This window comes from Brevibacterium sp. (genome assembly GCF_031179145.1).
Taxonomy (GTDB): domain Bacteria; phylum Actinomycetota; class Actinomycetes; order Actinomycetales; family Brevibacteriaceae; genus Brevibacterium.
On the sequence record NZ_JAPSIB010000024.1, the window covers coordinates 1 to 24,978 of the forward strand.

Annotated in this window: 32 protein-coding genes and 1 riboswitch; of the genes, 15 read left to right on the plus strand and 17 right to left on the minus strand. The window is 67.1% G+C overall.

Annotated elements, in window-relative coordinates:
• Positions 1–150 precede the first annotated feature (150 nt).
• Entirely contained in the window at positions 151–1,212 is a 1,062-nt protein-coding gene (locus RIT73_RS15235) for a 2,3-butanediol dehydrogenase (RefSeq protein WP_309132945.1), read from the minus strand.
• A gap of 180 nt (positions 1,213–1,392) precedes the next feature.
• Between RIT73_RS15235 and RIT73_RS15240 the strand changes: the two genes are divergently transcribed.
• A complete protein-coding gene (locus RIT73_RS15240) occupies positions 1,393–1,860 on the plus strand; it encodes an NUDIX domain-containing protein (protein WP_309132946.1) in 468 nt (155 codons plus the stop codon).
• A gap of 6 nt (positions 1,861–1,866) precedes the next feature.
• Here RIT73_RS15240 and RIT73_RS15245 read toward each other — a convergent pair whose 3' ends face one another.
• From RIT73_RS15245 to thiE, 5 genes are all read right to left on the minus strand, one after another.
• On the minus strand, positions 1,867–3,348 hold the full coding sequence (locus RIT73_RS15245; RefSeq protein ID WP_309132947.1) for an amino acid permease: 1,482 nt from the start codon (positions 3,346–3,348) through the stop codon (positions 1,867–1,869).
• A 120-nt stretch (positions 3,349–3,468) separates the two neighbouring features.
• The gene (locus RIT73_RS15250; RefSeq protein ID WP_309132948.1) at positions 3,469–4,749 is read right to left on the minus strand and encodes an alpha-hydroxy acid oxidase; all 1,281 of its coding nucleotides are present in this window, start codon (positions 4,747–4,749) and stop codon (positions 3,469–3,471) included.
• Between the two features lie 61 nt (positions 4,750–4,810).
• Entirely contained in the window at positions 4,811–5,659 is an 849-nt protein-coding gene (locus RIT73_RS15255; protein ID WP_309132949.1) for a DNA-formamidopyrimidine glycosylase family protein, read from the minus strand.
• A 31-nt stretch (positions 5,660–5,690) separates the two neighbouring features.
• Entirely contained in the window at positions 5,691–6,614 is a 924-nt protein-coding gene (locus tag RIT73_RS15260; protein WP_309132950.1) for a 2-dehydropantoate 2-reductase, read from the minus strand.
• On the minus strand, positions 6,611–7,378 hold the full coding sequence (gene thiE, locus RIT73_RS15265; RefSeq protein ID WP_309132951.1) for a thiamine phosphate synthase: 768 nt from the start codon (positions 7,376–7,378) through the stop codon (positions 6,611–6,613). The genes RIT73_RS15260 and thiE overlap by 4 nt, the downstream gene beginning before the upstream one ends.
• 11 nt (positions 7,379–7,389) lie before the next feature.
• Positions 7,390–7,495: riboswitch (TPP riboswitch) on the plus strand.
• On the opposite strand from thiE, the gene thiO reads away from it, so the two are divergent.
• The 4 genes from thiO (at position 7,485) to moeB (ending at position 10,990) form a co-directional block, all read left to right on the plus strand.
• The gene (thiO, locus tag RIT73_RS15270; RefSeq protein ID WP_309132952.1) at positions 7,485–8,639 is read left to right on the plus strand and encodes a glycine oxidase ThiO; all 1,155 of its coding nucleotides are present in this window, start codon (positions 7,485–7,487) and stop codon (positions 8,637–8,639) included. (Overlaps the previous riboswitch by 11 nt.)
• On the plus strand, positions 8,636–8,884 hold the full coding sequence (thiS, locus tag RIT73_RS15275; protein WP_309132953.1) for a sulfur carrier protein ThiS: 249 nt from the start codon (positions 8,636–8,638) through the stop codon (positions 8,882–8,884). Before thiO ends, thiS begins: the two co-directional genes overlap by 4 nt.
• A 1-nt stretch (position 8,885) precedes the next feature.
• Positions 8,886–9,740 (plus strand): thiazole synthase, encoded by an 855-nt coding sequence (locus RIT73_RS15280; protein ID WP_309132954.1) that lies wholly within the window; start codon positions 8,886–8,888, stop codon positions 9,738–9,740.
• Entirely contained in the window at positions 9,737–10,990 is a 1,254-nt protein-coding gene (gene moeB, locus RIT73_RS15285; RefSeq protein ID WP_309132955.1) for a molybdopterin-synthase adenylyltransferase MoeB, read from the plus strand. Before RIT73_RS15280 ends, moeB begins: the two co-directional genes overlap by 4 nt.
• On the opposite strand, the gene RIT73_RS15290 is transcribed toward moeB, so the two are convergent.
• The gene (locus RIT73_RS15290; protein ID WP_309132956.1) at positions 10,975–11,451 is read right to left on the minus strand and encodes an SRPBCC family protein; all 477 of its coding nucleotides are present in this window, start codon (positions 11,449–11,451) and stop codon (positions 10,975–10,977) included. The two genes, moeB and RIT73_RS15290, sit on opposite strands and share 16 nt — an antisense overlap.
• 106 nt (positions 11,452–11,557) lie before the next feature.
• Here RIT73_RS15290 and RIT73_RS15295 point away from each other — a divergent pair, with 106 nt between their 5' ends.
• The gene (locus RIT73_RS15295; protein WP_309132957.1) at positions 11,558–12,217 is read left to right on the plus strand and encodes a mismatch-specific DNA-glycosylase; all 660 of its coding nucleotides are present in this window, start codon (positions 11,558–11,560) and stop codon (positions 12,215–12,217) included.
• Between the two features lie 77 nt (positions 12,218–12,294).
• Here the strand turns inward: RIT73_RS15295 and RIT73_RS15300 are convergent, their stop codons facing one another.
• Positions 12,295–12,909: a thymidine kinase gene (locus RIT73_RS15300; protein WP_309132958.1), complete on the minus strand. Its 615-nt coding sequence runs from the start codon at positions 12,907–12,909 to the stop codon at positions 12,295–12,297.
• Between the two features lie 24 nt (positions 12,910–12,933).
• On the opposite strand from RIT73_RS15300, the gene RIT73_RS15305 reads away from it, so the two are divergent.
• On the plus strand, positions 12,934–13,845 hold the full coding sequence (locus RIT73_RS15305; protein WP_309132959.1) for an alpha-L-glutamate ligase: 912 nt from the start codon (positions 12,934–12,936) through the stop codon (positions 13,843–13,845).
• Between the two features lie 102 nt (positions 13,846–13,947).
• On the opposite strand, the gene RIT73_RS15310 is transcribed toward RIT73_RS15305, so the two are convergent.
• The 3 genes from RIT73_RS15310 to RIT73_RS15320 form a co-directional block, all read right to left on the minus strand.
• On the minus strand, positions 13,948–14,589 hold the full coding sequence (locus RIT73_RS15310; protein WP_309132960.1) for a PepSY domain-containing protein: 642 nt from the start codon (positions 14,587–14,589) through the stop codon (positions 13,948–13,950).
• Between the two features lie 67 nt (positions 14,590–14,656).
• On the minus strand, positions 14,657–15,118 hold the full coding sequence (locus tag RIT73_RS15315; protein WP_309132961.1) for a VOC family protein: 462 nt from the start codon (positions 15,116–15,118) through the stop codon (positions 14,657–14,659).
• Positions 15,119–15,295: 177 nt separating this feature from the next.
• A complete protein-coding gene (locus RIT73_RS15320) occupies positions 15,296–15,706 on the minus strand; it encodes a DUF2695 domain-containing protein (RefSeq protein ID WP_309132962.1) in 411 nt (136 codons plus the stop codon).
• Between the two features lie 44 nt (positions 15,707–15,750).
• Here RIT73_RS15320 and RIT73_RS15325 point away from each other — a divergent pair, with 44 nt between their 5' ends.
• The 3 genes from RIT73_RS15325 to RIT73_RS15335 all read left to right on the plus strand — a co-directional run bounded on the left by RIT73_RS15325 (position 15,751) and on the right by RIT73_RS15335 (position 17,569).
• Complete coding sequence (locus RIT73_RS15325) at positions 15,751–16,602, plus strand: dihydrofolate reductase family protein (protein WP_309132963.1); 852 nt, start codon at positions 15,751–15,753, stop codon at positions 16,600–16,602.
• Complete coding sequence (locus RIT73_RS15330) at positions 16,595–17,104, plus strand: flavin reductase (RefSeq protein WP_309132964.1); 510 nt, start codon at positions 16,595–16,597, stop codon at positions 17,102–17,104. The genes RIT73_RS15325 and RIT73_RS15330 overlap by 8 nt, the downstream gene beginning before the upstream one ends.
• Positions 17,105–17,281: 177 nt before the next feature.
• A complete protein-coding gene (locus tag RIT73_RS15335; protein ID WP_309132965.1) occupies positions 17,282–17,569 on the plus strand; it encodes a helix-turn-helix transcriptional regulator in 288 nt (95 codons plus the stop codon).
• Between the two features lie 11 nt (positions 17,570–17,580).
• Here RIT73_RS15335 and RIT73_RS15340 read toward each other — a convergent pair whose 3' ends face one another.
• Positions 17,581–17,967 (minus strand): DoxX family protein, encoded by a 387-nt coding sequence (locus tag RIT73_RS15340; protein ID WP_309132966.1) that lies wholly within the window; start codon positions 17,965–17,967, stop codon positions 17,581–17,583.
• An 82-nt stretch (positions 17,968–18,049) separates the two neighbouring features.
• On the opposite strand from RIT73_RS15340, the gene RIT73_RS15345 reads away from it, so the two are divergent.
• A complete protein-coding gene (locus RIT73_RS15345; protein ID WP_309132967.1) occupies positions 18,050–18,922 on the plus strand; it encodes a sigma-70 family RNA polymerase sigma factor in 873 nt (290 codons plus the stop codon).
• 9 nt (positions 18,923–18,931) lie between these two features.
• Positions 18,932–19,792, plus strand: coding sequence for a chromosome condensation regulator (locus RIT73_RS15350; RefSeq protein WP_309132968.1), 861 nt, complete (start codon positions 18,932–18,934; stop codon positions 19,790–19,792).
• A gap of 27 nt (positions 19,793–19,819) precedes the next feature.
• On the opposite strand, the gene RIT73_RS15355 is transcribed toward RIT73_RS15350, so the two are convergent.
• A complete protein-coding gene (locus tag RIT73_RS15355; protein ID WP_309132969.1) occupies positions 19,820–20,398 on the minus strand; it encodes a GNAT family N-acetyltransferase in 579 nt (192 codons plus the stop codon).
• Complete coding sequence (locus RIT73_RS15360) at positions 20,395–21,138, minus strand: helix-turn-helix domain-containing protein (protein WP_309132970.1); 744 nt, start codon at positions 21,136–21,138, stop codon at positions 20,395–20,397. Before RIT73_RS15360 ends, RIT73_RS15355 begins: the two co-directional genes overlap by 4 nt.
• A gap of 94 nt (positions 21,139–21,232) precedes the next feature.
• Here RIT73_RS15360 and RIT73_RS15365 point away from each other — a divergent pair, with 94 nt between their 5' ends.
• Both RIT73_RS15365 and RIT73_RS15370 read left to right on the plus strand, forming a co-directional pair.
• On the plus strand, positions 21,233–21,643 hold the full coding sequence (locus RIT73_RS15365; protein ID WP_309132971.1) for a flavin reductase: 411 nt from the start codon (positions 21,233–21,235) through the stop codon (positions 21,641–21,643).
• A complete protein-coding gene (locus RIT73_RS15370; protein ID WP_309132972.1) occupies positions 21,643–21,807 on the plus strand; it encodes a hypothetical protein in 165 nt (54 codons plus the stop codon). Before RIT73_RS15365 ends, RIT73_RS15370 begins: the two co-directional genes overlap by 1 nt.
• Positions 21,808–21,813: 6 nt before the next feature.
• On the opposite strand, the gene RIT73_RS15375 is transcribed toward RIT73_RS15370, so the two are convergent.
• Both RIT73_RS15375 and RIT73_RS15380 read right to left on the minus strand, forming a co-directional pair.
• Complete coding sequence (locus RIT73_RS15375) at positions 21,814–22,353, minus strand: hypothetical protein (RefSeq protein ID WP_309132973.1); 540 nt, start codon at positions 22,351–22,353, stop codon at positions 21,814–21,816.
• Positions 22,354–22,518: 165 nt separating this feature from the next.
• Entirely contained in the window at positions 22,519–23,658 is a 1,140-nt protein-coding gene (locus tag RIT73_RS15380) for a nucleoside hydrolase (protein WP_309132974.1), read from the minus strand.
• A gap of 92 nt (positions 23,659–23,750) precedes the next feature.
• On the opposite strand from RIT73_RS15380, the gene arfB reads away from it, so the two are divergent.
• Positions 23,751–24,191 carry an alternative ribosome rescue aminoacyl-tRNA hydrolase ArfB gene (arfB, locus tag RIT73_RS15385; protein WP_309132975.1) on the plus strand — a complete coding sequence of 147 codons (441 nt, stop codon included), beginning with the start codon at positions 23,751–23,753 and terminating at the stop codon, positions 24,189–24,191.
• Between the two features lie 71 nt (positions 24,192–24,262).
• Here the strand turns inward: arfB and RIT73_RS15390 are convergent, their stop codons facing one another.
• A complete protein-coding gene (locus RIT73_RS15390; RefSeq protein WP_309132976.1) occupies positions 24,263–24,826 on the minus strand; it encodes a dihydrofolate reductase family protein in 564 nt (187 codons plus the stop codon).
• Between the last annotated feature and the right edge of the window lie 152 nt (positions 24,827–24,978).

The window sequence follows — 24,978 nt, forward strand, 5'->3', positions numbered from 1 at the left end:
AAGCGTCATAATGCTGCTGTGATGTGTCTGGCCAGGCGTCGGCTCAATGTCATGTTCGCGATGGTCAAGCACGGGGTCTTCTACGAGGCGAAGACCCCGGCTGCTGCTTGACAATGAATGTAACGGGGGGGATCCGGCGTGCTTCCGCGCTCACGCGTGGGGGTCGACGATGATCTTCACGTGGTGTTCGTTGTTGTTGATGAGTTGATCGAAGCCCTCGGAAACCAGGCCGTCGAGCGAGATGCGACCGGTGATGAAGGGCGCCAGGTCGAGCTTGCCGCTCTGCACCAGCTTGATCGTCGCCGGATGGTCGCCCGCGTAGCCGATGGTGCCGCGCAGATCGATCTCCTTGAGGACGAGTTTGGGCATGTCCACCTCCGGCTTGTGCCCCCAGATGGAGACATTGACGATCGTCGCCCCGGGGCGAACAGCGTCGAAGAGCATGTCGAGGACGACCGGCACCGATGAGCACTCGAAGCCGACATCGGCGCCTCTGCCCCCGGTGAGCTCCCGAACGCGATCGGCGACGTCACCCTCACGCGGGTCGAGCACCTCGTCGGCGACCCCAGTGCTCCGCGCCATCTCCTTGCGCGCCTCGGAGAGCTCGGAGATGTAAACGGTGAGGCCTTCGGCCTTGAGCACCGCCGAGGTGAGCAGACCGATCGGGCCGGCGCCGCCGACGATCGCCACGTCCCCCTTGCCGGCACCCGACCGGACGAAGGCGTGGTGGCCCACGGACAGAGGTTCGATCAGTGCCGCCTGGTCGAGAGGGATGTCACCGACCGGGTGCACCCAGCGGCGGGGGACGACGATCCTCTCCGACAGTCCGCCTCCGCCGCCGCCGAGGCCGATGAAGTTCATGTTCTCCGAGAGCTGGTAGGACTGGTCGTTGCTGGTGTCGACGCCCTCGGCGATGATGTAGGGTTCGACGACGACGCTCTCTCCGACGTTCAGGTCGTCCACGCCCTCGCCGAGGGCGGCGACTGTTCCGGAGAACTCGTGGCCGAGCGTCACAGGTGCCGATTCTCCGGAGATGGGATGCGGGTGACCTGCGGGCGGGATGAATATCGGTCCCTCGAGGTACTCGTGGAGGTCGGTTCCGCAGATTCCGCACCAGGCCACGTCGATGGCCACGGTTCCCGGTCTCACCTCTGGTGCGTCGATCTCCTCGATCCGAATGTCGCCTCGATCGTAGTAGCGCGCTGCTCGCATTCCATCCTCCTTGACACAGATTGTGATCGCCGTCGGACCACTTCCACAGTACCGCTCTCACGCCGAGGCGAACAGGGGTGCGTGCCGGCGCTCACGCACGCGTGTGCGTCGGGTCCGCGGCAGTACTCGCGGGCGCGGCGGCCTCGGGTCCGCGGCAGTACTCGCGGGTAGGGTGAAGTCATGCACTTCTCCGAATACGACACGCGGCTCGCCGGTTATGCGGTGATCGTCAATGAGGCCCAGGAAATCCTGCTCAGCTGGTTCAACGGGGGCCACGATGCCTCACATGCGGTCTGGACCCTGCCCGGCGGAGGCGTGGAGTTCAACGAGGGCATCGAAGAGGCCACCGTGCGCGAGGTCAGGGAGGAGACGGGGTTCGACGCCGAGCTCATTCGCCCACTGACGACCCACACCTTCACCGAGACCCGCCGTCATGCCGCCTACGGAGAGGTGACGGCGCGGCCCTTCAAAGGGGTTCGGGTCGTGTACGAGGCGAGGATCGTCGGCGGCGAGCTCGGCACCCTCGAGATCGACGGCACCACGGACCGCGCCGAATGGCTCCCGCTCTCCGCATTGGCTCAGGTGCGCCATGCCAGGATCATCGACATCGGCCTCGAGGCCTGGCGCCGGGTCCACGCCGAGGCGTGAGCGCCCTCAGTCGCGCGGCCGCACGTCGAGGCCGGCGACGTCCATCTCCTCGAGCCCGACCACGGCCGAGCGTCGACCGGTGACGAGCCGGTGGATCAGCCACAGCAGCAGGAACGCGGGCAGGCCGATGTATGCCGAGGCCACTTCGAGGACCTGACCGCCCGCGATGGCCTGGAGGTTCTGGCCGACGATGACGATGACGAGCATGACCAGGGCGATGATCGGCCCGATGGGGAACAGGGGCGCCCGATAGGGCAGGTCCGCCACGTTCCCGCCTTGAGCGAGGTAGGCGCGCCGGAAGCGGAAGTGGCACAGCGCGATGCCCACCCAGACGATGAAGCCGGACAGACCTGAGACGTTGATCAGCCAGGTGTAGGCGCCACCGTCGCCCATCACCTCGGAGAGGAAGCCGAAGAGGCCGATGACGGCCGTGGCCAGCAGCGCCATGACCGGAACTCCGCGTTCGTTGAGACGGCCGAACAGCCTCGGCGCCGTGCCCTCCTTGGCCATCGCGTAGAGCATGCGCGTCGACGCGTAGAGGCCCGAGTTCCCGGCGGAGAGGATCGCGGTGAGGATGACGGCGTTCATCACGCTCGCCGCCACCGCGATCCCCGCGCGCTCGAACACGAGGGTGAATGGGGAGGCGGTGATGTCGCCGTTGTCGGCGGAGGTGAGCAGCGACGGGTCCGTGTAGGGCAGGAGGAAGCCGACGACGGCGATGGCGCCGATGTAGAAGAGCATGATGCGCCAGAACACGGTGCGGATGGCCTTGGGCATATCCCGGCGCGGGTGGTTCGACTCCCCTGCGGTGACCCCGACGAGTTCGGTGCCCTGAAAGGAGAAGCCGGCGATCATGAACACGCTGATGATCGAGGTCCACCCGCCGACGAAGGGAGCCTCGCCGTTCGTCCAGTTGCTCAGCCCCGGTGAGCTGCCGCCGATGATCCCGGAGATCATGAGGACGCCGAGGACGAGGAACGCGAGCACGGCGAGGACCTTGATGAGCGCGAACCAGAACTCACCTTCGCCGAAGGCCCGCGCGGAGAGGAAGTTGAGCCCGGTGAGCAGGGCGAGGAAGAGCGCAGCCCACACCCACGACGGGACGTCGGGCAGCCAGAAGGACATGATGACCCCGGCGGCGACGAGTTCCGCGGCGAGGGTGATCGCCCAGTTGAACCAGTAGTTCCAGCCCATCGCGAATCCGAAGGACGGGCTGACGTACTTCGAACCGTAGGTGTGGAATGAGCCGGCGACCGGCAGATGGGTGGACAGCTCGCCGAGCGACTGCATGACGAAGAGGACCATGATCCCGATGGCGGCATAGGCGAGCAGGGCCCCGCCCGGCCCGGCCTGAGAGATCGTGCCGCCGGAACCGAGGAACAGCCCGGTGCCGATCGCCCCACCGATCGCGATCATCTGGAGGTGGCGCGCCCGCAGTCCCCGTCTGAGTTCGCGCTCGCCCGTCACCGAGGTGGCTGTGTCGTTCATTGTCGATCCTCTGAGTCTCGGTTCCGGCGGCGTGCGCCCGTGTGGCGTGTGAATATCCTGGATATTCCTACCACACGCCGACGACCGAGGCCCCGGCCGGGAATCAGGCAGTGAGGAGTGTCACGGGCGGGGCCCGTTCACCGGCCGCACAGCCGGGTGAGGTGCGGACGGAATCCCGGATGGAGGCGGGACCGGGAGCCCGCGCACGAGATGGGGCCCGAGGTCGGCGATCGTCGCCGCGCCCATCAGCCCCATGGCGGTGCGGATCTCCGCCGACAGGAGTTCGATGACGCGCTCGACTCCGCGCTGCCCTCCGGCCATGAGGCCGTAGAGATAGGCGCGGCCGACGAGGACGAAGTCAGCGCCCGCACACAGCGCGGTGACGACGTCGGAGCCGGACATGATCCCCGAGTCGAGGATGATCTCCATGTCCTGCCCGACCGCCGCCCGCACTTCGGACAGAGCCGCCAACGAGGTGGGTGCCCGGTCGAGCTGTCGTCCGCCGTGATTGGACACGACGAGTCCGTCGGCACCGACCGAGACCGAATGCCTGGCATCTTCGGCGGTGAGGACGCCTTTGACGAACAGCTTCCCCGACCACTGCTCGCGGATCCACCTGAGGTCGTCGAAGTCGAGGGTCGGGTCGAACATCGACTGCGTCAGCTCCGCCAAGGTCGTCGAGGTGTTCGACAGGCTCGCGTACTTCGGCGGGTCGGTGGTGAGGAAGTTGAACCACCAGCCGGGCCGGTAGGAGGCGTCGAGGATGGTGCCCAGAGTCAGCTTGGGAGGAATGGCCAAACCGTTGCGGGCATCGCGCAGGCGCAGACCGGTGATCGGAGTGTCGACGGTGACGAGCAGAGTCTCGTATCCGCTGGCCTCGGCGCGGCGGAGGAGGTCGAGGCTGCGGTCGCGGTTCTTCCACAGGTAGAGCTGGAACCAGCGGTTCGAGTTCGGTGAGGCCTGCGCGACCTCTTCCAGCGAGCGGGTGCCCATCGTCGACAGGGTGAAGGGGATTCCTGCCTGGGTCGCTGCGCCCACACCTCCGATCTCCCCTTCGGCGTGCATGAGCCGCGTGTATCCGGTCGGAGCGATGCCGAAGGGCAGGAGGGCCCGCCCGCCGGCGATGTCGGTGGAGGTGTCGACGGAGTCGACGCCGTGCAGGATGCGCGGCAGGAGTTCGACATCGGCGAACGCCTCCCTGTTGTTGCGCAGGGTGTGTTCGGCGAGCGCTCCCCCGTCGACGTAGTCGAAGGGGGCCGCCGGGGTGACTCGTTTGGCGATCCGCCGCAAGTCCCAGACGTCGGCCGCGGATTCGAGACGGGCCGCGACCCGATCGAGGCGAGGAGGACCGAACTTCATCAATGGGGCCAGTTCCGACCAGTCGGGCAGTCGTCTCTTCATCGATTCGCTCTCCTTCGCGTCGGCGCGGTTCCCTGCGGCAAGTCTAGCGACGGCGGCGCCCCTACTTGAGGAGGCGGTCCATCCGCCGGTCACTCAATCGCTTCCCGCCGGTCTGGCACCCAGGGCAGTACTGGAACGAGCGGTCGGCGAACACCACCTCGGCGATGGTCGCTCCGCACACGGGACAGGAGGCGCCCGCGTTCCCGTGGACGGTGGACAGCTTCTTCTCCGCAGCTTTGATCCGCCCCGGCGGCAGGCCGCTCAACCCTGTCCTTGCCCGGTCGAGCACCATCCGCAGCGCCTCGAACAGGGCGTGCGGATCGGCGATCGTCGACGCTGTCGCGAACGGGGAGAGCTTCGCGGCGTGGAGGATCTCATCCGACCAGCGGTTGCCGATCCCGGTGATGAGCGACTGGTCGCGCAGCACGGTCTTGATCCTGGCGGAGGTGCCGGCCAGGATCGTCGTGAACTCCGCCTCGCTCAGTTCGGTCACATCAGTGCCCAGCTCAGCGATCCGCGGCACCTGGTCGCGGGAGGGGACGAGATGGATGGCCAGGCTCTTCTTCGTCCCCTGCTCCGTGAGGTCGAAGCCCGCCCCGGACTTCAGGGCGACCCGCAGCGCGAGCGGACCCTTGCCCATGCGCACGGGGCCGCGTGTGACCTCGGCGTACCACCGCAGCCACCCCATGAGCGCGAAATGGACGATGAGATGCGCATCGCCGATCTCGAGGTCGAGGAACTTGCCGATCCTCGTCACCGATCCCACCCGTGCTCCGAGCAGGGAGTCGAGGGGAAGCTGCGCCGACTTCAGCGCGCTGATCTCGCCGAGGTGGACCTCGGCGATCGTCTCACCGACAAGGGCGCCTCGCAGAAAGTCCACCAGGGCGTCGAGCTCGGGCTGTTCGGGCACGATCTCACTCCAATCCTCAAGCATCGAGCGGTCAGGAGCTGCGTTCGATCTCACCCGCCCGCAGCTGGACGAGGGTCAGGTCGAGCAGCGGGGTGGCGACGCCGAGTCCGGCGGCCGTCGTCGCCAGGTGACCGAGGATATGTTCGACCTCGCTCGGCGCGCCGGCCGTGACGTCGCGGTAGAGCGAGGAGGTGAAGGACGATCCCTCCTCGGTGAGCATCGACACTGTCGTCGCATGTCCCCTGCCATCGACAGGGTGCCCGGCGGCAGCGGCGACGGATTCGAGCTCGTCGACGATGGCGAGGACCTGGGATTCTCCCCCTGCGGCCATGATCGCGCCGACCGGTGCCCGGAACAGACAGTTGACCACTCCGGCGGCGGCGATGAAGACCCACTTCGCCCACAGGGCGTCGCGGACCGAGTCGATGACCTGCAGCCGGAAGCCGGGCACCTCGAGCGTCGTGGCCACGTCCGCGGGAAGCTCTCCCCCGCCGAGGTCACCGACCGTCATCACCGCCAGGTCCGTCATCTGCACAACGGCGCCATCGCGGATCGTCCCGACGATCTTGACCAGACCGCCGAGCACCTGTCCGGGGAACTCGGACTCGAGCCGGTCGATGTGGGCCATGCCGTTGAGGAACGGCAGGATCAGCGTCGAGGGCCCGATCGCGGGTCGGACGTCGTCGATGACCGACTCGAGAGCGGGGGCCTTGACCGCGACGATGATGAGGTCGAAGACGCGGTCGTCGTCCTTGAGGCCTGCGAGCTCGGCGGCGGTGAGCACCGGAACCTGGTTCGTCCGGTCCTCCCCGGGGGCGACGAACCGGAGACCAGCGGCCCGGATCCGCTCTGCCCTCGCCTCCCGGACGAGGAAGGTCACGTCCCGGTCGGCTTCGCACAGCCTGGTCCCGAAGGCACCGCCCGTGGCGCCGGCTCCGGCGATGAGGATTCTCATCGCGACTCCTCTCCCCCGGTCTCCAGTGCGCGGGCCCCGGTCTCCAGCTCGGACCTGAACCGGGCGGCGGCAGCGGCCGGGTCCTCGGCCTCGGTCACCGCGCGCACCACGACTGCGCGACTGGCTCCCGCGGCGACTACCTCGGCGAGGCGGGGGCCGGCACCGATTCCACCGATCGCGAACCATGGTTTGAGCGCCGCACCCGACATCTCCCGCAGAGGGTCGAGGCCGATCGCCGCGCGGCCGGGCTTCGTCGGCGTCTCCCACACGGGACCCAGGCACCAGTAGTCGATCTCGGGATCCGCCTCGGCGTCCCTCGCCTGCTCGACCGAGTGGGTCGAGCGTCCGAGGATGACATCGGACCCGAGCACGGCCCTGGCCTGCGCGCTCGTCAGGTCACCCTGCCCGACGTGGAAGACATCGGCGCCGAGGAGGAGCGCAACATCAGCGCGGTCGTTGACCGAGAACAGCTTCCCGTGTCGACGGGCGGCGTCGCGGACGACTTCGAGGGCCGCGATCTCCGCGCGCGCTTCGAGTCCCTTGTCACGCAGCTGGATGACGTCGACCCCGCCGGCATAGGCGGCGTCGACGAATTCAGCCAAGTCCCCCTGCCTGCGCCTGGCGTCGGTGCAGACGTAGAGCCGCGCTGCCTCGAGCTTCGCCAGGCGTGCGGCTCTGCGGCCGCTTCCGGCGGGCCCGGTGCCGCCGCCCCCTGCTCCGGAGGCATCTCGCACTGCGGTGTGTGTTTCCAAATCGGTGACCATGCTCCTAGAGTAGAGGAGTTCGCGGGAGCCTTGGAGAACAGGGCTGAGAGGGCGTAGGAGCCGACCGTCAGACCTGATGCGGATCATGCCGCCGGAGGGAGATCGTATGCACGTCGTTGTCGTCGGAGCCGGGATCATCGGCCTGAGCACCGCCTGGACCCTGCGCACCCACGGTGCTGCGGTGACGGTCATCGATCCCGCTCCGGGCCTCGGCGCGACTCATGCCGCCGCCGGGATGCTCGCCCCCGCCGCCGAGGTGGTGTGGGGGCAGATTCCCCTGTACCCGCTGATGCGCGCTTCGGCCGAGCTCTATGCCGGGTTCGCGGCCGAACTCACCGCCGCCTCGGGTGCCGACCTCGGTCATTCGAGAGCCGAAACCCTCGTCTGCGCCGGTGATCGGGCGGATCTCGCCTCCCTGCGCGAACTCGTCTCGGTCCAGGCCTCGGCCGGCTTCGACGTCACTCTGCTGACCGGATCGACGGCCAGGGACCTCGAGCCCGCTTTGGCTCCCGGCATCTGCGGGGCCGTGCGCCTCCCCGGCGACCACGCCATTGATCCGCGGCGGATCGTCCGGGCGTTGACGACCGTGCTCGCGCCTCATCTGGTCACTGCCTCGGTCCGAGCCCTGCGGCGTACCGGCGGCGCCACCGTCGGAGTCGAACTCGACGACGGAAGCGCCGTGGCCGCCGATCAGGTCGTCATTGCTGCCGGCGCAGACTGCACCGGGATCAGCGGCGTCCCCGATCTGCCGCTGCGAGAGGTCTGGGGTGACGTGATCCGACTGCGCGCACCCGCGTCGCTGACACCGCTGCTCACCCGCACCGTCCGCGGACTCGTCATGGGCCGACCCGTCTACGTGGTGCCGCGTCCCGACGGCGAGCTGGTCCTCGGCGCCACGTCACGGGAGGACGGACGATCAGGCACCCTCGCCGGAGGCGTCCACCAGCTGCTGCGCGACGCCGAACGACTGCTCCCGGGCATCCTCGAGTGCGAGATCACCGACATCACCACCCGGGCCCGTCCCGGCTCCCCCGACGACCTGCCCCTCATCGGCCGCATCGACGACGGCTGCGTCGTCTCCACCGGCTACTTCCGCCACGGCATCCTGCTCGCGCCCCTCGGCGCCCGGCTGACCGCCGACCTCGTGTTCGACCGGTCCTCCTCCTGGGCGCCCGCAGGAGCTCACGACGCCGTCTCCCCGCATCGCTTCGCTTCATCCTCCTCCACCCCGCAACCCGACCTGACAGGGAGTCAACTGTGACCGCACCGATCACCATCACCCTCAACGGCGAGCGCCGCGAACTCGCGCCCGCCACCACCGCCCTCGACCTCGTGGCCGATCTCACGGGCAAGGAGCTCGGTCCCGACGGCAGCCCCACGGACGGCTCCCGCCTCGGTCTTGCGGTGGCGATCGACGGCACCGTCGTCCGCCGTGGGCAATGGTCCGAATCCGTCTTCGCCGACGGGCACACCGTCGACGTCGTCACCGCAGTGCAGGGAGGCTGAGATGAGCTGGACCATCGACGAGGCGACCCTCGACTCGCGACTGATCATGGGCACCGGGGGCGCGAGCTCACTGAGCATCCTCGAGGACTCCCTGCGCGCCTCGGCGACGGAGCTGACAACGGTCGCGATCCGCCGCTACGACGCCGAGGCCCGGGACTCCGTCTTCGCTCTCCTCGACCGGTTGGGCATCCGGATATTGCCGAACACCGCCGGCTGCTACACCGCCCGCGATGCGATCCTCACCGCCCACCTCGCCCGGGAGGCCCTCGACACGAACTGGGTCAAGCTCGAGGTCATCGCCGATGAGGACACCCTGCTGCCCGATCCGATCGAGCTCTTCCGTGCCGCCGAGGAGCTCGTCCTCGACGGGTTCACCGTCTTCGCCTACACGAACGACGACCCGGCGCTGGCCAAACGCCTCGAGGACGCCGGGGTCGCCGCGGTCATGCCGGCCGGCGCCCCCATCGGCAGCGGCCTGGGCATCCTCAATCCCCACAACATCGCAACCATCGTCTCCCGCGCGCAGGTCCCCATCATCCTCGACGCCGGAGTCGGCACCGCTTCCGACGCAGCTCTGGCGATGGAGCTCGGCTGCACCGCTGTACTCCTGGCCAGCGCCGTCACCCGTGCCCACGACGCCGAGGCGATGGCCCGCTCAATGGCCCTGGCCGTCGAGGCCGGACACCTGGCCCGGCACGCCGGAAGGATTCCGAAACGGCCCCTCGCGCTCGCCTCCTCGACCTTCGACGGGATGCTCGAACCGGTCCCCGCCGGCGACTACGCCCGCGAGTCCGACCCCGCCCCTGATGTCGCGCGCGCCCGCGAAGTCCCGCGTGCTCACGAGGTCGGCCAATGAGCGGCGGCGTCAATCCCGGCCCCCTCGTCGACCCTGTCGAGAAGCTCAGCCGCCGTGAGATCGAGCGCTGGTCCCGGCACCTGAGCCTGCCGGACGTCGGCCCCGACGGGCAGCGGAGACTGCGGGCCGCCTCGGCGCTGGTCATCGGTGCCGGTGGCCTCGGCGCACCGGTGCTCCAGTACCTGGCGGCGGCAGGACTGGGGTCGATCACGATCATCGACGACGACACGGTCGAAGCCTCGAACCTCCAGCGCCAGGTCATCCACCGCGACGCCGACACAGGCAGGCCCAAGGTCGACTCGGCCCGCGACGCGCTCCTGCGACTCGACCCTCATCTGCGCGTGCGGACGATCAGGGACCGGCTGAGTCCGGAGAACGCCCTCGACCTCTTCGCCAACCATGACGTCGTCCTCGACGGGGCCGACAACTTCGCGACGCGGTACCTGTCCAACGACGCCGCGGAACTGACCGGCACACCCCTCGTCTGGGGCACGATCTTCCGGTTCTCCGGGCAGGTGAGCACCTTCTTCCCCGGTCACGGGCCGATGCTGCGCGATCTGTTCCCCGACATCCCCGACGCGGATTCCGTGCCCAACTGCGCCGAGGGCGGTGTCCTCGGAGTCCTCTGCGGCACCGTCGGTTCGGCCATGGCGACCGAGGCGATCAAGCTCATCTGCGGGATCGGAACACCGCTCATCGGCCGACTGCTGCGCTATGACGCTCTCGAGGCCGACTACTCCACGCTGCGGTTCTCCCCCGACCCCGACCGCGCCCCGGTCACGGACCTCGCCGAGGTGACTCTTGCCTGCGCCGCGAGGAGCGCGAGCGGCGGTTCGGCTGGGACCGGTGGGGCTGAGACTGCAGGAGCCGGGACCGCAGGGACTACCGAGATCAGCGTCGAGGAGTTCCTCGCCGCGAACCCGCGGCCGGTCCTCGTCGATGTCCGCGCGGACTGGGAGAGGCAGCTCTCCTCGATCCCCGGCTCGGTGCACGTCCCCCTTGACGCGGTGCTCGCCCACGGGTGGTCCGCCGTCGCCGTGGCCGTCGGAACCGAGACAGTCGGAACCGAAGCCGCCGAGGCGGCCGCTGACGAAGAGAGGACGGTGCAGGTCGTCGTCCACTGCAAGTCAGGTGTCCGGTCCGCACGGGCGCTCGATGTGCTGTCGGGGAGTGCGCCGGCAGGCACCTCACTGCGATCGCTGGCCGGTGGAATCGATGCATGGGCGGCAGCCGGTCACCACGCGCGCTGACTCAGCCACTTGTTGAGACCGGAATTCCCCGACCTCATCGCCAGGGCGTGAGTGCTCGGAGCCAGAGGTCGCAGCAGTCTGATCAGTGACCGGGTCGTCGTCACACACCACAGGATGGAGACCGTCGTCACCGGCCCGTCCTCGACGAGGCTCCAGTGCCCGACCCCGTTGAGGTCACCGGAAGCCGTGAACATCATCGCGTGGGGAGGGTCCTCCACCTGCACTTCGATGCCGAAGCGCAGGGTGAACCCGAGGGCACTTCTGATCTCGAGTCGGGCCCGACTGCCGGGCCCGACCACTGCGGGAGCCGAGGAGGTGCGTGCGTCGAGCAGCTGTGCCGAGCTGATTTCCGGCCACCACTGCGGCCATCTGTCGACATCGATGAGGGTCGCCCAGACAGTGGCGGCATCGGCGTCGGATCGCCATGTGGTGGTGAAATGGAAGGGAGCGGACTCGCGCATTCATCGTCCTTCCACTGTCTCGGCGTCGATCAGTTCAGTCTCTCGGTCGTGCCCGGCATGGTCAACACGGTGTCGTCGCCGTCCGCCTCGGCGGTAGTGTGATGGGGTGAGTGTTGATGATTTCAGAAGCAGTCGCAGGCCGTCTCCCCTCGGTGGGCGGAAGCCGACGAAGGCGGACCTGGCGCAGTTCGCCAACGCCGATCCGGAGTCGATCGATGACGTGCTCCCCCACGAGTCGGATCCGTCGGTCCGGCTCAGACTCCTCATCGTCGGGATCAATCCCGGTCTGTGGACCGCGGCGGTCAATGCGCCCTTCGCCCGGCCGGGCAACCGCTTCTGGCCCTCGCTGCACCGAGCGGGGCTGACCGATCACGAGGTCGATGCCTCTCGCGGGCTGGATCCGCGCGACGAGGCGGAGCTGCTGGCGCGCGGGATCGGAATCACCAACATCGTGGGCCGCGCCACGGCACGGGCCGATGAGCTGAGCAAGCAGGAGCTGCGCGACGGCGCCGCCCGGTTGGTCCGGCGAGCGCAGGCGCTGCGGCCGAAGTGCGTGGCCATCGCCGGGATCACGGCATTCAGGATCGGCTTCTCCCAGCCCAAGGCCCAGATCGGACAGCAGGACACGACCACGATTCCCGGCTGGCCCGACGATGTGGCTCTGCACGTGGTCCCGCAGCCCAGCGGTCTCAATGCCCACTTCACCGTCGACTCCCTCGCCGCAATCTGGGCCGACCTGTGGAAGAGCATCGGCGAATCCGGCTGAGGCGATCGCCTTCGGTCTCGACACCTTGAGGCGTGCCCGTTCCGCTGCCTGTCAGCACTTCGACGCGGAGGGATCACTCATGAGATCGGCGCGAAGTGCTCCCTGCAGCGGGCGACGTAGGATTCGAGTCCCCCGACGTGGCTGGGGTCGATCTCGGTCGCGCCCACCGGCCCATCCCCGTCCCGTCCAGTCTCAGCGCCGGCCACGATCCGTTGGTGGAAGACCGCGTCGCGACCGCAGATCGTGCACACGGCGGTGAGTTTGAGGACGTCTTCGGCCAGCGCCATGAACGTGGGCATCGGTTCGAACGGATCGCCGTCGAAGGTCACGCACAGTCCTTCGACGATGACGGTGACGCCGGTGGCGACCAGGCCGGTCACCAAGGGGACCAGCTCCGGGCCGAAGAACTGCGCTTCGTCGATCGCGACGAGATCGTAGTCGCCGGCCTCCACCACCTCGGCGAGGGCTGCAACATCGGAGACGGCGATCGCCGGGATGTTCACACCGATGTGCGAGGTGACCGTGGAGAGGTCGGCGCGGGTGTCGAGCGCATGACTGATCACTGCCACCTCGACGCCGGCGATCGTGGCCCGGCGGACCCGGCGCATCAGTTCCTCCGACTTCCCGGAGAACATCGGGCCGGCGATGACTTCGAGCCGACCCCAGGCGGCGTTCGTCTGATGAGTGGTCATGGTGCTCAAGCGTACGCTGGGACCATGAGCACAGTACATGTCATCCACGACAATCCCGACTGGCTCCCGCCGTTCCGGGCGGCCTTCGAGACCGAGGGGGTCCCGCTGCGGGAATGGCTGCTCACCAGCGGGTCCTTCGACCTGGCAGAGCTGCCGCCGGATGGCGTCTTCTGGTCCCGACTCTCGGCCTCTGCCCATACGCGAGGACCCGACCACGTCAAGGACTACGGTCGCGCTGTCCTCGCCTGGTTGGAGTCCCACGGACGAACGGTGGTCAACGGTCGGTCGGTCATCGAGCTCGAGATGTCGAAGGTCGCGCAGTACTCCGCTCTGCGCCGGTGCGGAATCGCGGTCCCCCGGACGGTGGCCGTGTTCGGCACCGCCGATCTCATCCGCCGGTCCGAGGAGTTCTCTGCCCCCTTCGTCTGCAAGCACAATCAGGGAGGAAAGGGACTGGGAGTGCGTCGATTCGACGATCACGCCTCGTTCGCGGAGTTCGTCGGGTCGCCCGAATCCGAACTTCCGGTCGACGGGATCACTCTGCTGCAGGAATTCGTGGAGTCGGCAGGCGGCTTCATCACCCGCGCCGAGTTCGTCGACGGCGAGTTCGTCTACGCCGTTCGCGTCGACACCTCGGCGGGCAATTTCGAACTCTGCCCGGCCGATGCCTGTGCGGTGCCCGGATCGACACCGCTTTTCAGCCTGCGCGACGATGCGAAGAGCCTGCCGATCATCCCCCAGCTCTCCCGGTTCCTCACGGCTCACGGGATCGGAATCGCCGGCGTCGAGTTCATCGAAACCGCGGACGGCTCGGTCTTCACCTACGACGTCAACACGAACACGAACTACAGCCCCGACGTCGAGGCGGTCGCTCCCCGATCCGGTCCGCGCGAGATCGCGCGGTACCTGGGCGATCTGGCGAGCGCATCCGCCTGAGCAGCAGACCGACGAGCGAACCTGCCTGAACAGCAGACCGACCGATCATGATCGTCATTCGGGTCCTGCCTCGCCGGGTGCTGCATCGTCGGGTGCTGTTCGTCAGTCGTCGACGGTGGCCTTCTTCGATTCGACGTCGACGGCGACCTCGATCTCCCGTCCCTGATCGTCGAAGTCGAATTGGTACTCCGTGCGCTTGTCATCGTTTTCGAGCTTCCAGCCTTCGAGTCGGCCAGAACCCTTCTCCTGGGCGAGTTTGAGAGCTTCGTCGTAGGTCATCGGCTTGTCGAGGCTGACGGCCACCGCCTTGTCGTCGGTGTCGTCCTTCTCGGTGTTCATGACTTCGCCGGACTCGGCATCGATCTCGACGTCGTTCTCCGTCTTACCGTCCTGGATCTTGATCTCGTACTGCCAGACCTTGGCGCGCTCGTTGAAATCGAGCTCGATCGAGGTCACAGTTCCCTTCCCCACCTCGTCCTGAGCGGTGGAGATCGCATCCTTCGGAGCCACCGACGGGGACTGCTTGCTCAGGTCCGCATCCGGGCCGAGACCCGCACCCGCCGCCGCGGAGGATGCTGCCGTCGACTCCGGGCTAGTCTCCGCGCCGGTCTCCGCAGGAGTCGCGCCGCTGGTCGACGCAGGGGCTTCGGCCTCCTGCGATCCGGAGTCGCCGCATCCCGCGAGAGTCGCGGCGAGAACCATTGCACCGGTTGCTGTCGTTGCTGCCACTCTGTTCATTCTCATGCCTCCACGGTAACGACACCTGTCTGATCACAACAGGCGTCTAAGAGGATTCTCATCGGGTGCGGATTCAGTCCAGGCAGAATTCGTTGCCTTCCGGATCACACATGACGATGAAGCCCGTCTCCAGAGGAGGGGACGGCTCGACGCGCTGTAGCCGTTGCGCGCCGATCTCGAGCAGCCGGGCGCATTCGGATTCGAGCGCATCCATCCGCTCGTCACCTTCCAGCCCGGGAGCGGCACGCACATCGAGATGGACCCGGTTCTTCACCGTCTTGTCCTCCGGCACGATCTGGAAGAACACGCGAGGCCCCCGCCCCTTGGGGTCCTCGATCGCCGCGCGCACGTCAGCGGGGTCGAGGTCGATGCCCAGGCCGGAGAGGAACTCGGACCAGGCCTCAAAGGGATCGACCCCCGCTTCCAGCGTCACCCCGGGTGGCCCGGGAATGATGTAGTCGAGCACTTCGGCCCAGAAGCGAGCCAATCGAATGGGGTCATGGCAGTCGAAGGTGATCTGCACAGCACGGGTCATGAACGTCTCCTCATTGAGATGGTGGTTCTGAGAATAATGGATTGGTTTCCGCCATGGTCAACTGCCTCGATGCATCAGCGGCAGCACCCTCACAGCCGCCTGACAGGCGAACGCCGGCGCGCCATACCGCAGGTCGTCCTTCCTGCTGACCATTCTCCTCGTCCTCTCCTCAGACGATCATCTCCACATTCTCACCCAGTTCCCACATCCCTGGGTCGAACCGCGACGCACTCCCTGGCACCAGAGGAACGGCTCACCGTCCTCCTCGTCGTCGGCCTCCGCTGGTGCGGACGACCGTTTGAAATGGAGAACGAGCGGGCGCGGACCCAGGCGGTAGGCGTTGAGGAAGATCTCGCAGTCGCAGCAGCAGGCCCCGGCTCTCGCCAGATTCCTCAGCAGTGCCGTCGCCCGAGGAGCCGTGCTGTCCCGAAAACTCCGGGCGAACCGATGTCCGCCATCACATCCGAACTCGGTCAGCTGCCGGTAGACGTAGCACAGCAGGCACTCTCCCTCATAGGGAGCCATGATCCTGGCTGCGGCCTCATCCATGATCGCCATGGCTTCAGATTCGATGAGCTTCTTGTCCATGCAGACACTGTTCCAGACGCCACGGACATAGCTTTGAGCAGGTGGTGACAGCGAGGCACCGAGTCGTCGCCCTCACTCCGCAGCAGTGGATTACGATGAACTGGTACCCGCAGGCGCCGACCGAGGTGAGGTGGCACATGCACATCCTGTCGAAGACAAGTGAACTTCCCGATCCCCTCGAGCCCTATCTGAGAGTTGACCGAACGCGGATCGAGCACGAGTGCTGGGTGGTCGGACACATGGTGGCCGGAATCGACGGCACCGCGGCGGTCCACGGCAAGGTCGGACCCCTGTCGACCGGCCCCGATCAGTCACTGTTCCGCAGGATGCGCCGGATCGCTGACATCGTCATGGTGGGAGCCGAGACCGTGCGCCGCGAGGGATACGGTGTGATCAGGCTTGATGAGGAGGCCCGCGCGGCGAGAACCGCCTGCGGTCGGCCGCAGACGCCTCCTGTCGCGATCGTCAGCCGGTCCCTCGACCTCGACTGGACGGCTCGCGTCTTCACAGACGCCCCGACCCACGCCCGCACCCAACTGATCACGTGCGCGGCATCCGATCCGGATCGTCGCGCCCAAGCCGCCGAGGTGGCCGACGTCATCATCGCCGGCGACGATCAAGTGGACCCCGCCGAGGCGTTCGCGGCGTTGGCCGCGCGCGGGCACGGCGTCGTGCTGTGCGAGGGCGGTCCCACCTGGCTGGGTGAGATCGTCGCGGCCGACCGTCTCGACGAACTGTGCCTGTCCATCTCCCCCGTGATCGGAGGCGATCCACTCCCGGTGTGCGTCAATCCTGCAGGCGCCGGCATCGCCGACTTCGAGCTGCTGGGGACCGGGGTCGAGGACAGCACACTTTTCCTCCGCTACGAGAAGAAGGCAGGTGAGCGTGGTGACTGAAAGCGCTTTCAACACTCTGATGGCGGCGGTGAACTCGCCGCTCATCGTGGTCACGACCGCGGTCGACGACGAACGAGGAGGCTGTGTGGTCGGCTTCCACTCCCAGTCGAGCATCGGACCGCAGCACTACAGCCTCTGGCTGTCGAAGGCCAACCACACGTATGTCCTCGGGCTTCGCGCACGCCACTTCGCCGTGCACTTCCTCACTTCAGAGGACATGGAGATCGCCGAACTGTTCGGCGGTCGCTCCGGCAAGGACACGGACAAATTCGCGGGTCTCGACCTCGACATCGACGACACCGGTCTGCCGCTGCTCAGACAGTGCCCGAACCGAATGGTGCTCGAGCGGCTCGCAGTGCTCGACGACGGCGGCGATCACGTCTGCGTCACCACTCGCGCCGTCTCCGCCGAGGGTGAGGGCGAGTTCGTGCCCCTGCGGGCAGTCGACCTCGCGCACCTCGACCCCGGTCATTCCAGCGAAGAGCGCGCGATCCGCCCATAGGAGAATGGTCGGTCACTCCCCATAGGAGATCCGGCCATAGGAGAATTTTCGGTCACCGTCGTCGGCCCGAAGAGGACGGACGCGACCCGCGATTCCCGTTGCGCTCGCGCAGCAGTGAGTATTTTCCCAGTTGCTCTCGCTCTGGTGAATCCGCTCAGCAGTCAGCAGATTGGAGGGGTGACCGGCAATGACGAATTCCTCCGAACCTTTGCTCAGCGGCTGCAGAGGCTGCGCCACCGGACCGGCCTCCCGCAGGAGCAGGTGGCATTCCGGTCCGGCCTCTCCGTGAGCACCTACTCGCAGCTCGAGCGGGGACGAATGGGAATCAACATCAAACGTCTGCCCGAGCTGGCGATCGCTCTGGACTGCGAGATCGTCGACCTCTTTGCCGATCACCACGTCGACGGAGTCGAACCTGAGTCACCCGCCGCCCGGGCTCAGCGACTGACCGGGCGGCTCGACTGACAGAGCCGTCGTCACCCGGCGAACGGCGCGAGGGAGAACCGTCCCCACGCGAGGAATGCGAAGGCCAGGAGATAGGCGATGTCGCCTGCCATCATTCCCCATTCGTTGCGACGGAACCTCGTAGTGGCAGCACCGGCCATGAACAGCATGAGTCCACACGCTGCGATCGGTGACAGCACCGGCAGGGTCCCGATCAGCGGCGGCACGATGAGACCGATGGCCCCGATGACCTTGATGGTGCCGATGGCTTTGATGTGGCCACGGCCGAAATCGTCGACCCAGTGCTGGGTGGCCCCGATAGCCCGGTACCTCTCCTTGCTCATCAGCAGCTGTGCGAGTCCTCCTGCGAAGAATGCCGCAGCCAGCGCGCCGGCGACGACCCACAGTACGATGTTCATGACTGAACTCCTCTCTTGGTTACGTCTGCCCCTTCGGGCTCGTCACACCTATGACGCACCGCCGAGCGGAAAGGTAACCGACATGGACGAAGAAGAACTGGCGACCGCCTTCGAAAGGCAGCGCCCGCACCTGCTGACCATGGCTGCGCGGACACTCGGGTCGATGGCCGATGCCGAGGACGCCGTGCAGGAGGCGTGGTTCCGACTGCGGAGACATGCCGACGATCCAATCGACAACCTCGGCGGGTGGCTGACCCGCGTCGTCGGGAGGATCTGCATCGATGTGCTGAGAAGCCGGGCAACGCGCCCCGAGTCCACGCTCGACGACTGGGCGGACGGACTCATCGTGACCGAGGACGCCGAAGTCCCGGAGGATGCTGCAGTCGCCGCGGACTCTCTAGGGCTGGCGCTGATCATCGTGCTGGAGACTCTGCGCCCAGAGGAACGTCTTGCCTTCGTGCTCCACGACATGTTCGCGGTGCCCTTCGCAGAGATCGGATCGATCGTCGGCTGCTCGACGGATGCGGCGAAGATGCTCGCCAGCCGAGCCCGTCGGAAAGTTCAGCAGAGCCCCCTGCCCAAGGGAGAACGGAAGCAGCGGCGTGAAGTCGTCGATGCGTTCCTGCACGCGGCCAGGGATGGCGATTTCGACCGCCTGCTCTCCCTGCTCGATCCCGACCTGCGCTGGCATCGCTTCACTCCGCACGGACACACGGTGACGATCGGAGCCAACGAGGTGCTCTCGGCGCTGCGCAGCAAGAGCACGGCTCGGATCGAGGCCCGGCGGGTCAACGTCAACGGCGAGCCCGGCATCCTGGTCTGGGTCCCGAGCGGACGACCGGTCGCAGTCATGTCCTGCACCGTCGTCGACGGCCGGATGGCGCAGATCGTCTCCATCCTCGATCCGGCGCGGCTCGCCCACATGCCACTGCCCGCCCGCGATGCGGAGAGGTGACGGTTGTCGATGAGCGCTCTCGCGGCAGGGCGGCGGCACTCCCTCGGTGTGCGCGCGGACGGCACCGTCGTCGCGACCGGCAACGGAGCCGCCGGCGAATGCGACGTCAGCGGATGGAGGGACGTGATCGCCGTGGCAGCCGGAAATGTGCATACGGCCCGCAACACGGGGCGCTCGCACTCCTTGGGCCTGCATTCCGATGGAACCGTCACGGCAACGGGGTGGAACGGTGACCGTCAATGCGACGTCGCCTCGTGGCGAGACATCGTCGCTGTCGCCGCGGGCTGGCGCGCGAGCCTCGGAGTGGGCGCGGACGGAAGAGTCCTCGCCACCGGCCGCAACGCCGAGGGGCAGTGCGAAGTGGACACCTGGCGAGATGTCGTCGCCGTCGCCGTCGGTGACTGGCATTCCGTGGCGCTCCGCTCAGATGGCTCGGTTCTCGCCACCGGCAGCAGCCGATTCGGGCAGTGCGACGTCGCCGGCTGGCAGGACGTCACCGCGGTCTCCGCCGGCAGCCTGCACACTGTCGGCCTCAGAGCCGATGGATCGGCCGTCGCCGTCGGGCGCCGACCGTCGGGAGCCTGCGAGGTCGGCCGCTGGCACGACCTCGTCGCGGTGTCGGCGGGGAGCTTTCATTCTGTCGCCGCGACAGCGAAGGGCAGGGTTCTCGCAGTCGGCGACAACTCGTTCGGCCAGTGCGATGTTGCCGAATGGACTGACATCGTCGCCATCGCCGCAGGTTCCACCCATACCCTCGGACTCCGCGCCGACGGCACCGTCCTGGCGGCAGGCAACAATGCCGCCGGACAGTGTGAGGTGGCAGGCTGGATCGACCTTCGCCGAGGTGACGGCCGAGGATTCAGCACATAGTGGCAGATTCAGCCGACAGTGGCCGATTCAGCCGACAGTGACAGACCCCGGGCTGCGGCTCATCGACCAGACCACGAGCCCGGACTGGATCTCCGTCGTCGCATGAGTGTCGAATCCCAAGCGCTGGTAGAGGCGCACGTTCCGTTCATCCGAGGTTTCGAGTGCGACAGGCTCTCCCCTCCCATCGATCAGTGCCAGCCCAGCGGCGACGACGGCCGACCCGAGGCCCTGACCCTGGCAGTCCGGGTCAACGCCCAGGGTCTCCAAAGTCCAGGCTCCCGCCGGAGCAGCGGGAGTCTGTGCCTGTGCCAGTGCCGCCATCCGTGATCCGTGCAGCTCAGCAACCTGCCGTTGGGTCGCTTCCTCGGGAGGAGGGCATCCCGGCGGCAGAAAGGCGGCGACGGCATGGATCTGATCGTCGACGAGCACGATCCCGTGCTTCAGAGCATGGCCGAGGTAGAGGCGCTGAACGCCGACCAGGCGGCGGGCATAGTCGTCCTCGGGCAGCGCCCAGCGGGTCCACGGGTACTCGGCGAAAGCGCGAGCGAGGACACCGGCCACAGGGGCGAGATCCGCAGTGGTGGCTGCGCGGATGGTTTCGGTCATACGACTGCTTTCTGTGCTTGAGGTGCCGAGGTGCTCTGTTCGGCGGGACTGTCCGGTCGAGCGGAGGAGAAGATGAGGTGAGCCAGTTCCGTCCGCCCCGTCTCTGTGAGCCGGACTGCTCGTCGAGACGCTCCCGGTTCGATCCGGTGTTTGGCTCGCATCGTTTCGAGCAGGGCATCGGCTGCGACTCCGGCCAGGTGCTCGCGTCTCTCGGTCCAATCCAGGCAGGGGCGCAGCAGCGGTCGCCGGCCCGCGTCCGGCAATGTGATGCCCAGCGAGTGGAACCAGTCGCGCCCGGGTTCGGTCAGTCCCCAGCCGCCGTCGACATAGCCGTGCTCGCGCAACCCGACGCAGAGGGCCACTCCGAGGCGACCGGCGAGGTGCCGGTAGCACGTCCGCGCTTCCCGCAGCTCCCGATCGGCACGCTGGGCCCGCAGCGACGCACCTGCCGGCCGAAGGTCGCCCGAGAGCGCAGCGAGGGCTTCGACGGTCTCCGCCACGGCGGGGTCCTCGATCCGCACGTACCGGTGACGACCCTGGCGCACCTCGGCGAGGAAGCCGGCGTCAACCAGCTGGTGCAGATGTTCGCTCGCGGACGGACGCGACACCCCGGCCACCTCGGCGAGCTCTGTCGCCGTCCAGGCCAGCCCGTCGAGCGCTGCCAGCATCATCGCTGCACGAGCCTCGCTCGCCAGCAGCGCTGCTGCTGCCGCGAGATCAGGGCTGCTTGCTCCATCCATGGTTCGAATTCTACGAGAGGCACAGTTCGGCGGCGACCGAAGTGTCCCCCGGCCAGACTGGACCGCATGGAAACGACGACGATCTCCCCCCTCCGTGTTCTACTTCGGCACCCCGGTTGCACTCATCACCACCCTGACCTCGGCAGACGGGTCGACCAACATCACGCCGATCTCATCGGCGTGGGCCCTGGACCGCACCTATGCGCTCGGGGTCGGTCGCGACAGCCAGGCCGGCCGTAACCTCGAGCGGTGCGGCGAACTGGTGATCAACCTGCCCGATGCCGCCCTGGTCGCGGCGATCGAACGGATCGCCCCGACGACCGGGGCGAAGGACATCCCCGCGCATAAGCGGGGGCTGTACCGTCATGAGCCGGACAAGTGGAGTCTCGGCGGGTTCTCTCCTCTGGGCAGCGAACGGGTGCAGCCGGCTCGGATCGCCGAGTGCCCGGTGCAGATCGAGGCCGAGTCACCCAGTTCACGCCCCTGGACAGTGACGATGCCGTGATGATCGTGCACTCCGAGGTGGTGCGCACTCACGTCCACAGTTCCCTCGTCGTCCCCGGAACCTCCCACATCGATCTCGAGCGCTGGCGACCCGTCTTCTCCACGTTCCGGCACTACTTCGCGCAGGGCGAGGCCGTCGGGATCAATTTCCGCGCGGAGCAGTGACCAGTCTCAGTCGCAGGAACCGCAGAGCCCGGTTGCCGAAATCTCGCAATGGTGGATCGGGCACATCGGCCGATTCGGCGGATCCGACTTGCGCAGCCGCGCCCGCTTCTGAGCGACCTGAGGGGTCAGAGTGGCAAATCCGCGATGGTCAGGCAGATCGGTGGCATACTCGCGGTAGCACAGGAGCCGGTGCTCGGCAGCGAGCCTCTCGACGTCGACGTCGTCCTCATGCGGCACGCTCTTCGGCGCCCGCAGATAACTGTCTCCCATGGTCCCGTTCTCGTGCACGCACAGCGCAGTCAGCGGCGGTTCCCCACGAGAACTGGCTTCGGCAGCCACGGTCTCGAGCACAGGGCCGATCCAATAGTGCAGCCGTTGCTTGGTGGTGATTCCCGATGTCGACTGCACCGTCTGGGCGATCTCCTTATAGGTGATCAGTCTGTTGTAGCTCTTCGCTGTCTCGCGGAGCGTGTCGTACGCTGCGCCCGCCCAGATCTCGTTGGCTGTTGCCTGAGGAACGAACTCGTCCTCGTTGTCGTGTGGCATACATGCCCCTCTCCGAAGCATCCGTCCGTGCGACATCCGCTCCTCCAAGTCTATCCGACTGCGCGGTAATACTCGTTGTCATGTCACTGTGACGCCGGTCCGATCATGCCCCGGACGCAGACCGTGCCGGATCGGTTGACGATGCTGTGAGAGCCCCGGACCTCCTCACCGCGGCGGGCCCTTCTTCAGAGTGTCGCCGAGGTGGTCGAGGAATTCCCGTGCATCGATCGCCCGGATGATCTCCGCATTGGCCTCACGCCCCCATCGTCCCAGCCAATCGGCGACGGTCTCACCCCGGGTGAGAGTGCCGGTGAGCTCGACGTCGACCGGAGCAAACATGGTCCGCGACCATGGCAGCGCCCCCGGCGTCCCGATCGGTATCGCCGCTCCCCTCTTCGTTATCTCCCCACCGGGATCTGCGGATCCGAGTGCCGTTTCGGACCGGGAACCGCCGAGGTGATCCCGCGCCCATGAGATCGCGCAGGCCAGCGCGAAGGGGTCGTGGAGATGGGCGATGAAGCTCAGTCCGTCGGATTCGTGGAATTCGAAGTAGAAGCGCAGGGCCTCGCCCAGCTGCGACAGGAGTTCTCCCCAGGACGAGTCCGTCTCATTGCCGGCGGCGAGGATCTCGGCCAGTCGCTCGGGCGTCATCTCGATCGCCTCGGTGGCTTCGATGGGCGCGATGACGGGAAGGTGCCCGGCAGTCCCCTCGGTGAATGCCGTGCCGAACGACGACAGGACTCGGGAGGTGGCTTCCGGGTCGAAGCTCACGTTCCATTCGGTGGTCGGACGAGTGTTGCCCCGGTAGTTGAACGCTCCGCCCATGATGAAGAGCCGTCGGACCAGCCGCGGCAGTTCGGGTTCGATGGTGAGGGCGTGGGCGAGATTCGTGGTCGGTCCGATCACCACCCCGATGAGCTCACCGGCGTGGGATCGGGCGGCCTCAACCCACGCCTCGGCGGCGCTGACCTCACTGACGGGGCTGTGAAGATGAGGGAGACGGGCATACCCGGCGCCCGACTCACCGTGGGTGGCCTCGGCATACTCCGGCTGGGAATCGGTTCCGTCGTCACAGGCCAACGGCAGGTCGCGGCCTGGGTGCACGGGAATAGCGGTGCGTCCGGCCAACTCGATCCACCCGTGCGTGTTCCGCACGACCTGTGCGGTGGGAACGTTTCCCCCGGAGGCGACGATGCCGACGATGTCGACGTCGGGCTGACAGAACAGGTAGGCGAGTGCGACGGCATCGTCGATTCCCGGGTCGCAGTCGAGGAACAGCGGGATGGACCGATCGTCTGAGGACATGGCGTCAATTCTGCCCGAACTCACGATGGAATTTCCGGGCCTGCGGCCACATCGTGCCGACGGACTTCGCCTCGCTGCGGCAGACTGGTCGTGTGAATGATCTGCATGTGCCTGCGGGGCCCGGAATTCCGGGCGGGCTGAGGATTCCGGCGGCTGAGCTGGTCGAGCGCTTCTCGCGATCGTCAGGTCCGGGCGGGCAGAGCGTCAACACAGCCGATTCCCGGGTGCAGCTGAGCCTTGATCTGGGGTCCACGAGCGCTCTGAGCGAGACTCAGTGTGAGCTCGTCCTGGCCCGGCTGGCGTCCACGCTGTCCGGAACCGTCCTCACCATCAGCGCGGAGGAGCATCGTTCGCAGCTGAAGAACCGCACCGCCGCTCGGGCGCGTTTGGCCGATCTGCTGCGGGGCGCATTGGCTCCCGCTGTCGACCGTCGACCGACCCGCCCCTCCCGGAACTCCAGGCGCAGGCGGGTCCGGGCAGAACAGCGCCGGTCCGAGATCAAACGCCACCGCAGGCGGCCTCACTCAGAGTGAATGTCTCAACGCTGGATGTCTCAGCGTTCTGGTCGTCTCAGTCCTGGGACTGTCTCAGCGCTGGGAGTACATCAACGAAGTTGGTAGTGGAGAAATGCGGTGCCGCTGTCGAAGACGCAGTGCTCGACGAGCTTCAGATCGAGGTGGACGTCAGCGGGAATCGCACTCAATCCCCCGCCCACCATCGTCGGAACGACGAAGAACCGGAAATCAATCACCAGGCCCGCGCGGATCGCTGCGCTCGCCGTCGCCGGTCCGAATATCTCAACCTCGCCGGTGGCATCGCTCGCGATCTGTTCGAGCTCGGTGAGGCCGAGGTCATTCACCAGTCGGGCACGGTCCGTGGCGAGATCATCGTGGCTCAGCGTAGTGGAGGCGACAACCTTGTCCAGTTGCCGCCAGCGCCGGGCGAATTCATGTTCGGCGGCTCCCCAGGAACCGTCGTCAGGGTCCGTCTCCCAGTACTTCATCAGAAGATATGTGTTCCGGCCGAGGACTTCCGTCGAGACCCCTGTCATCCGATCGACGTGGAATCGGAAGACGTCCTCGCTTGGTGCCGACCATTGGAAGTCGCCCGTCGCATCGGCCACATACCCGTCGAGCGAGATGCTGGCGGTATAGCTGAGGGTTCCCACGTGTCCGCCCCTTTCCCGGCGAGCGCCATCGTCAGTGCTCCACCTGAGCCTATGCCTGATGATCACCCGCGACAACGGGGGTACCGGAAGGCGCGGGCATGCATTGAGGAACTGTCACTGGATTCCGCGTGCATGCGACACAGCTCAAAGGC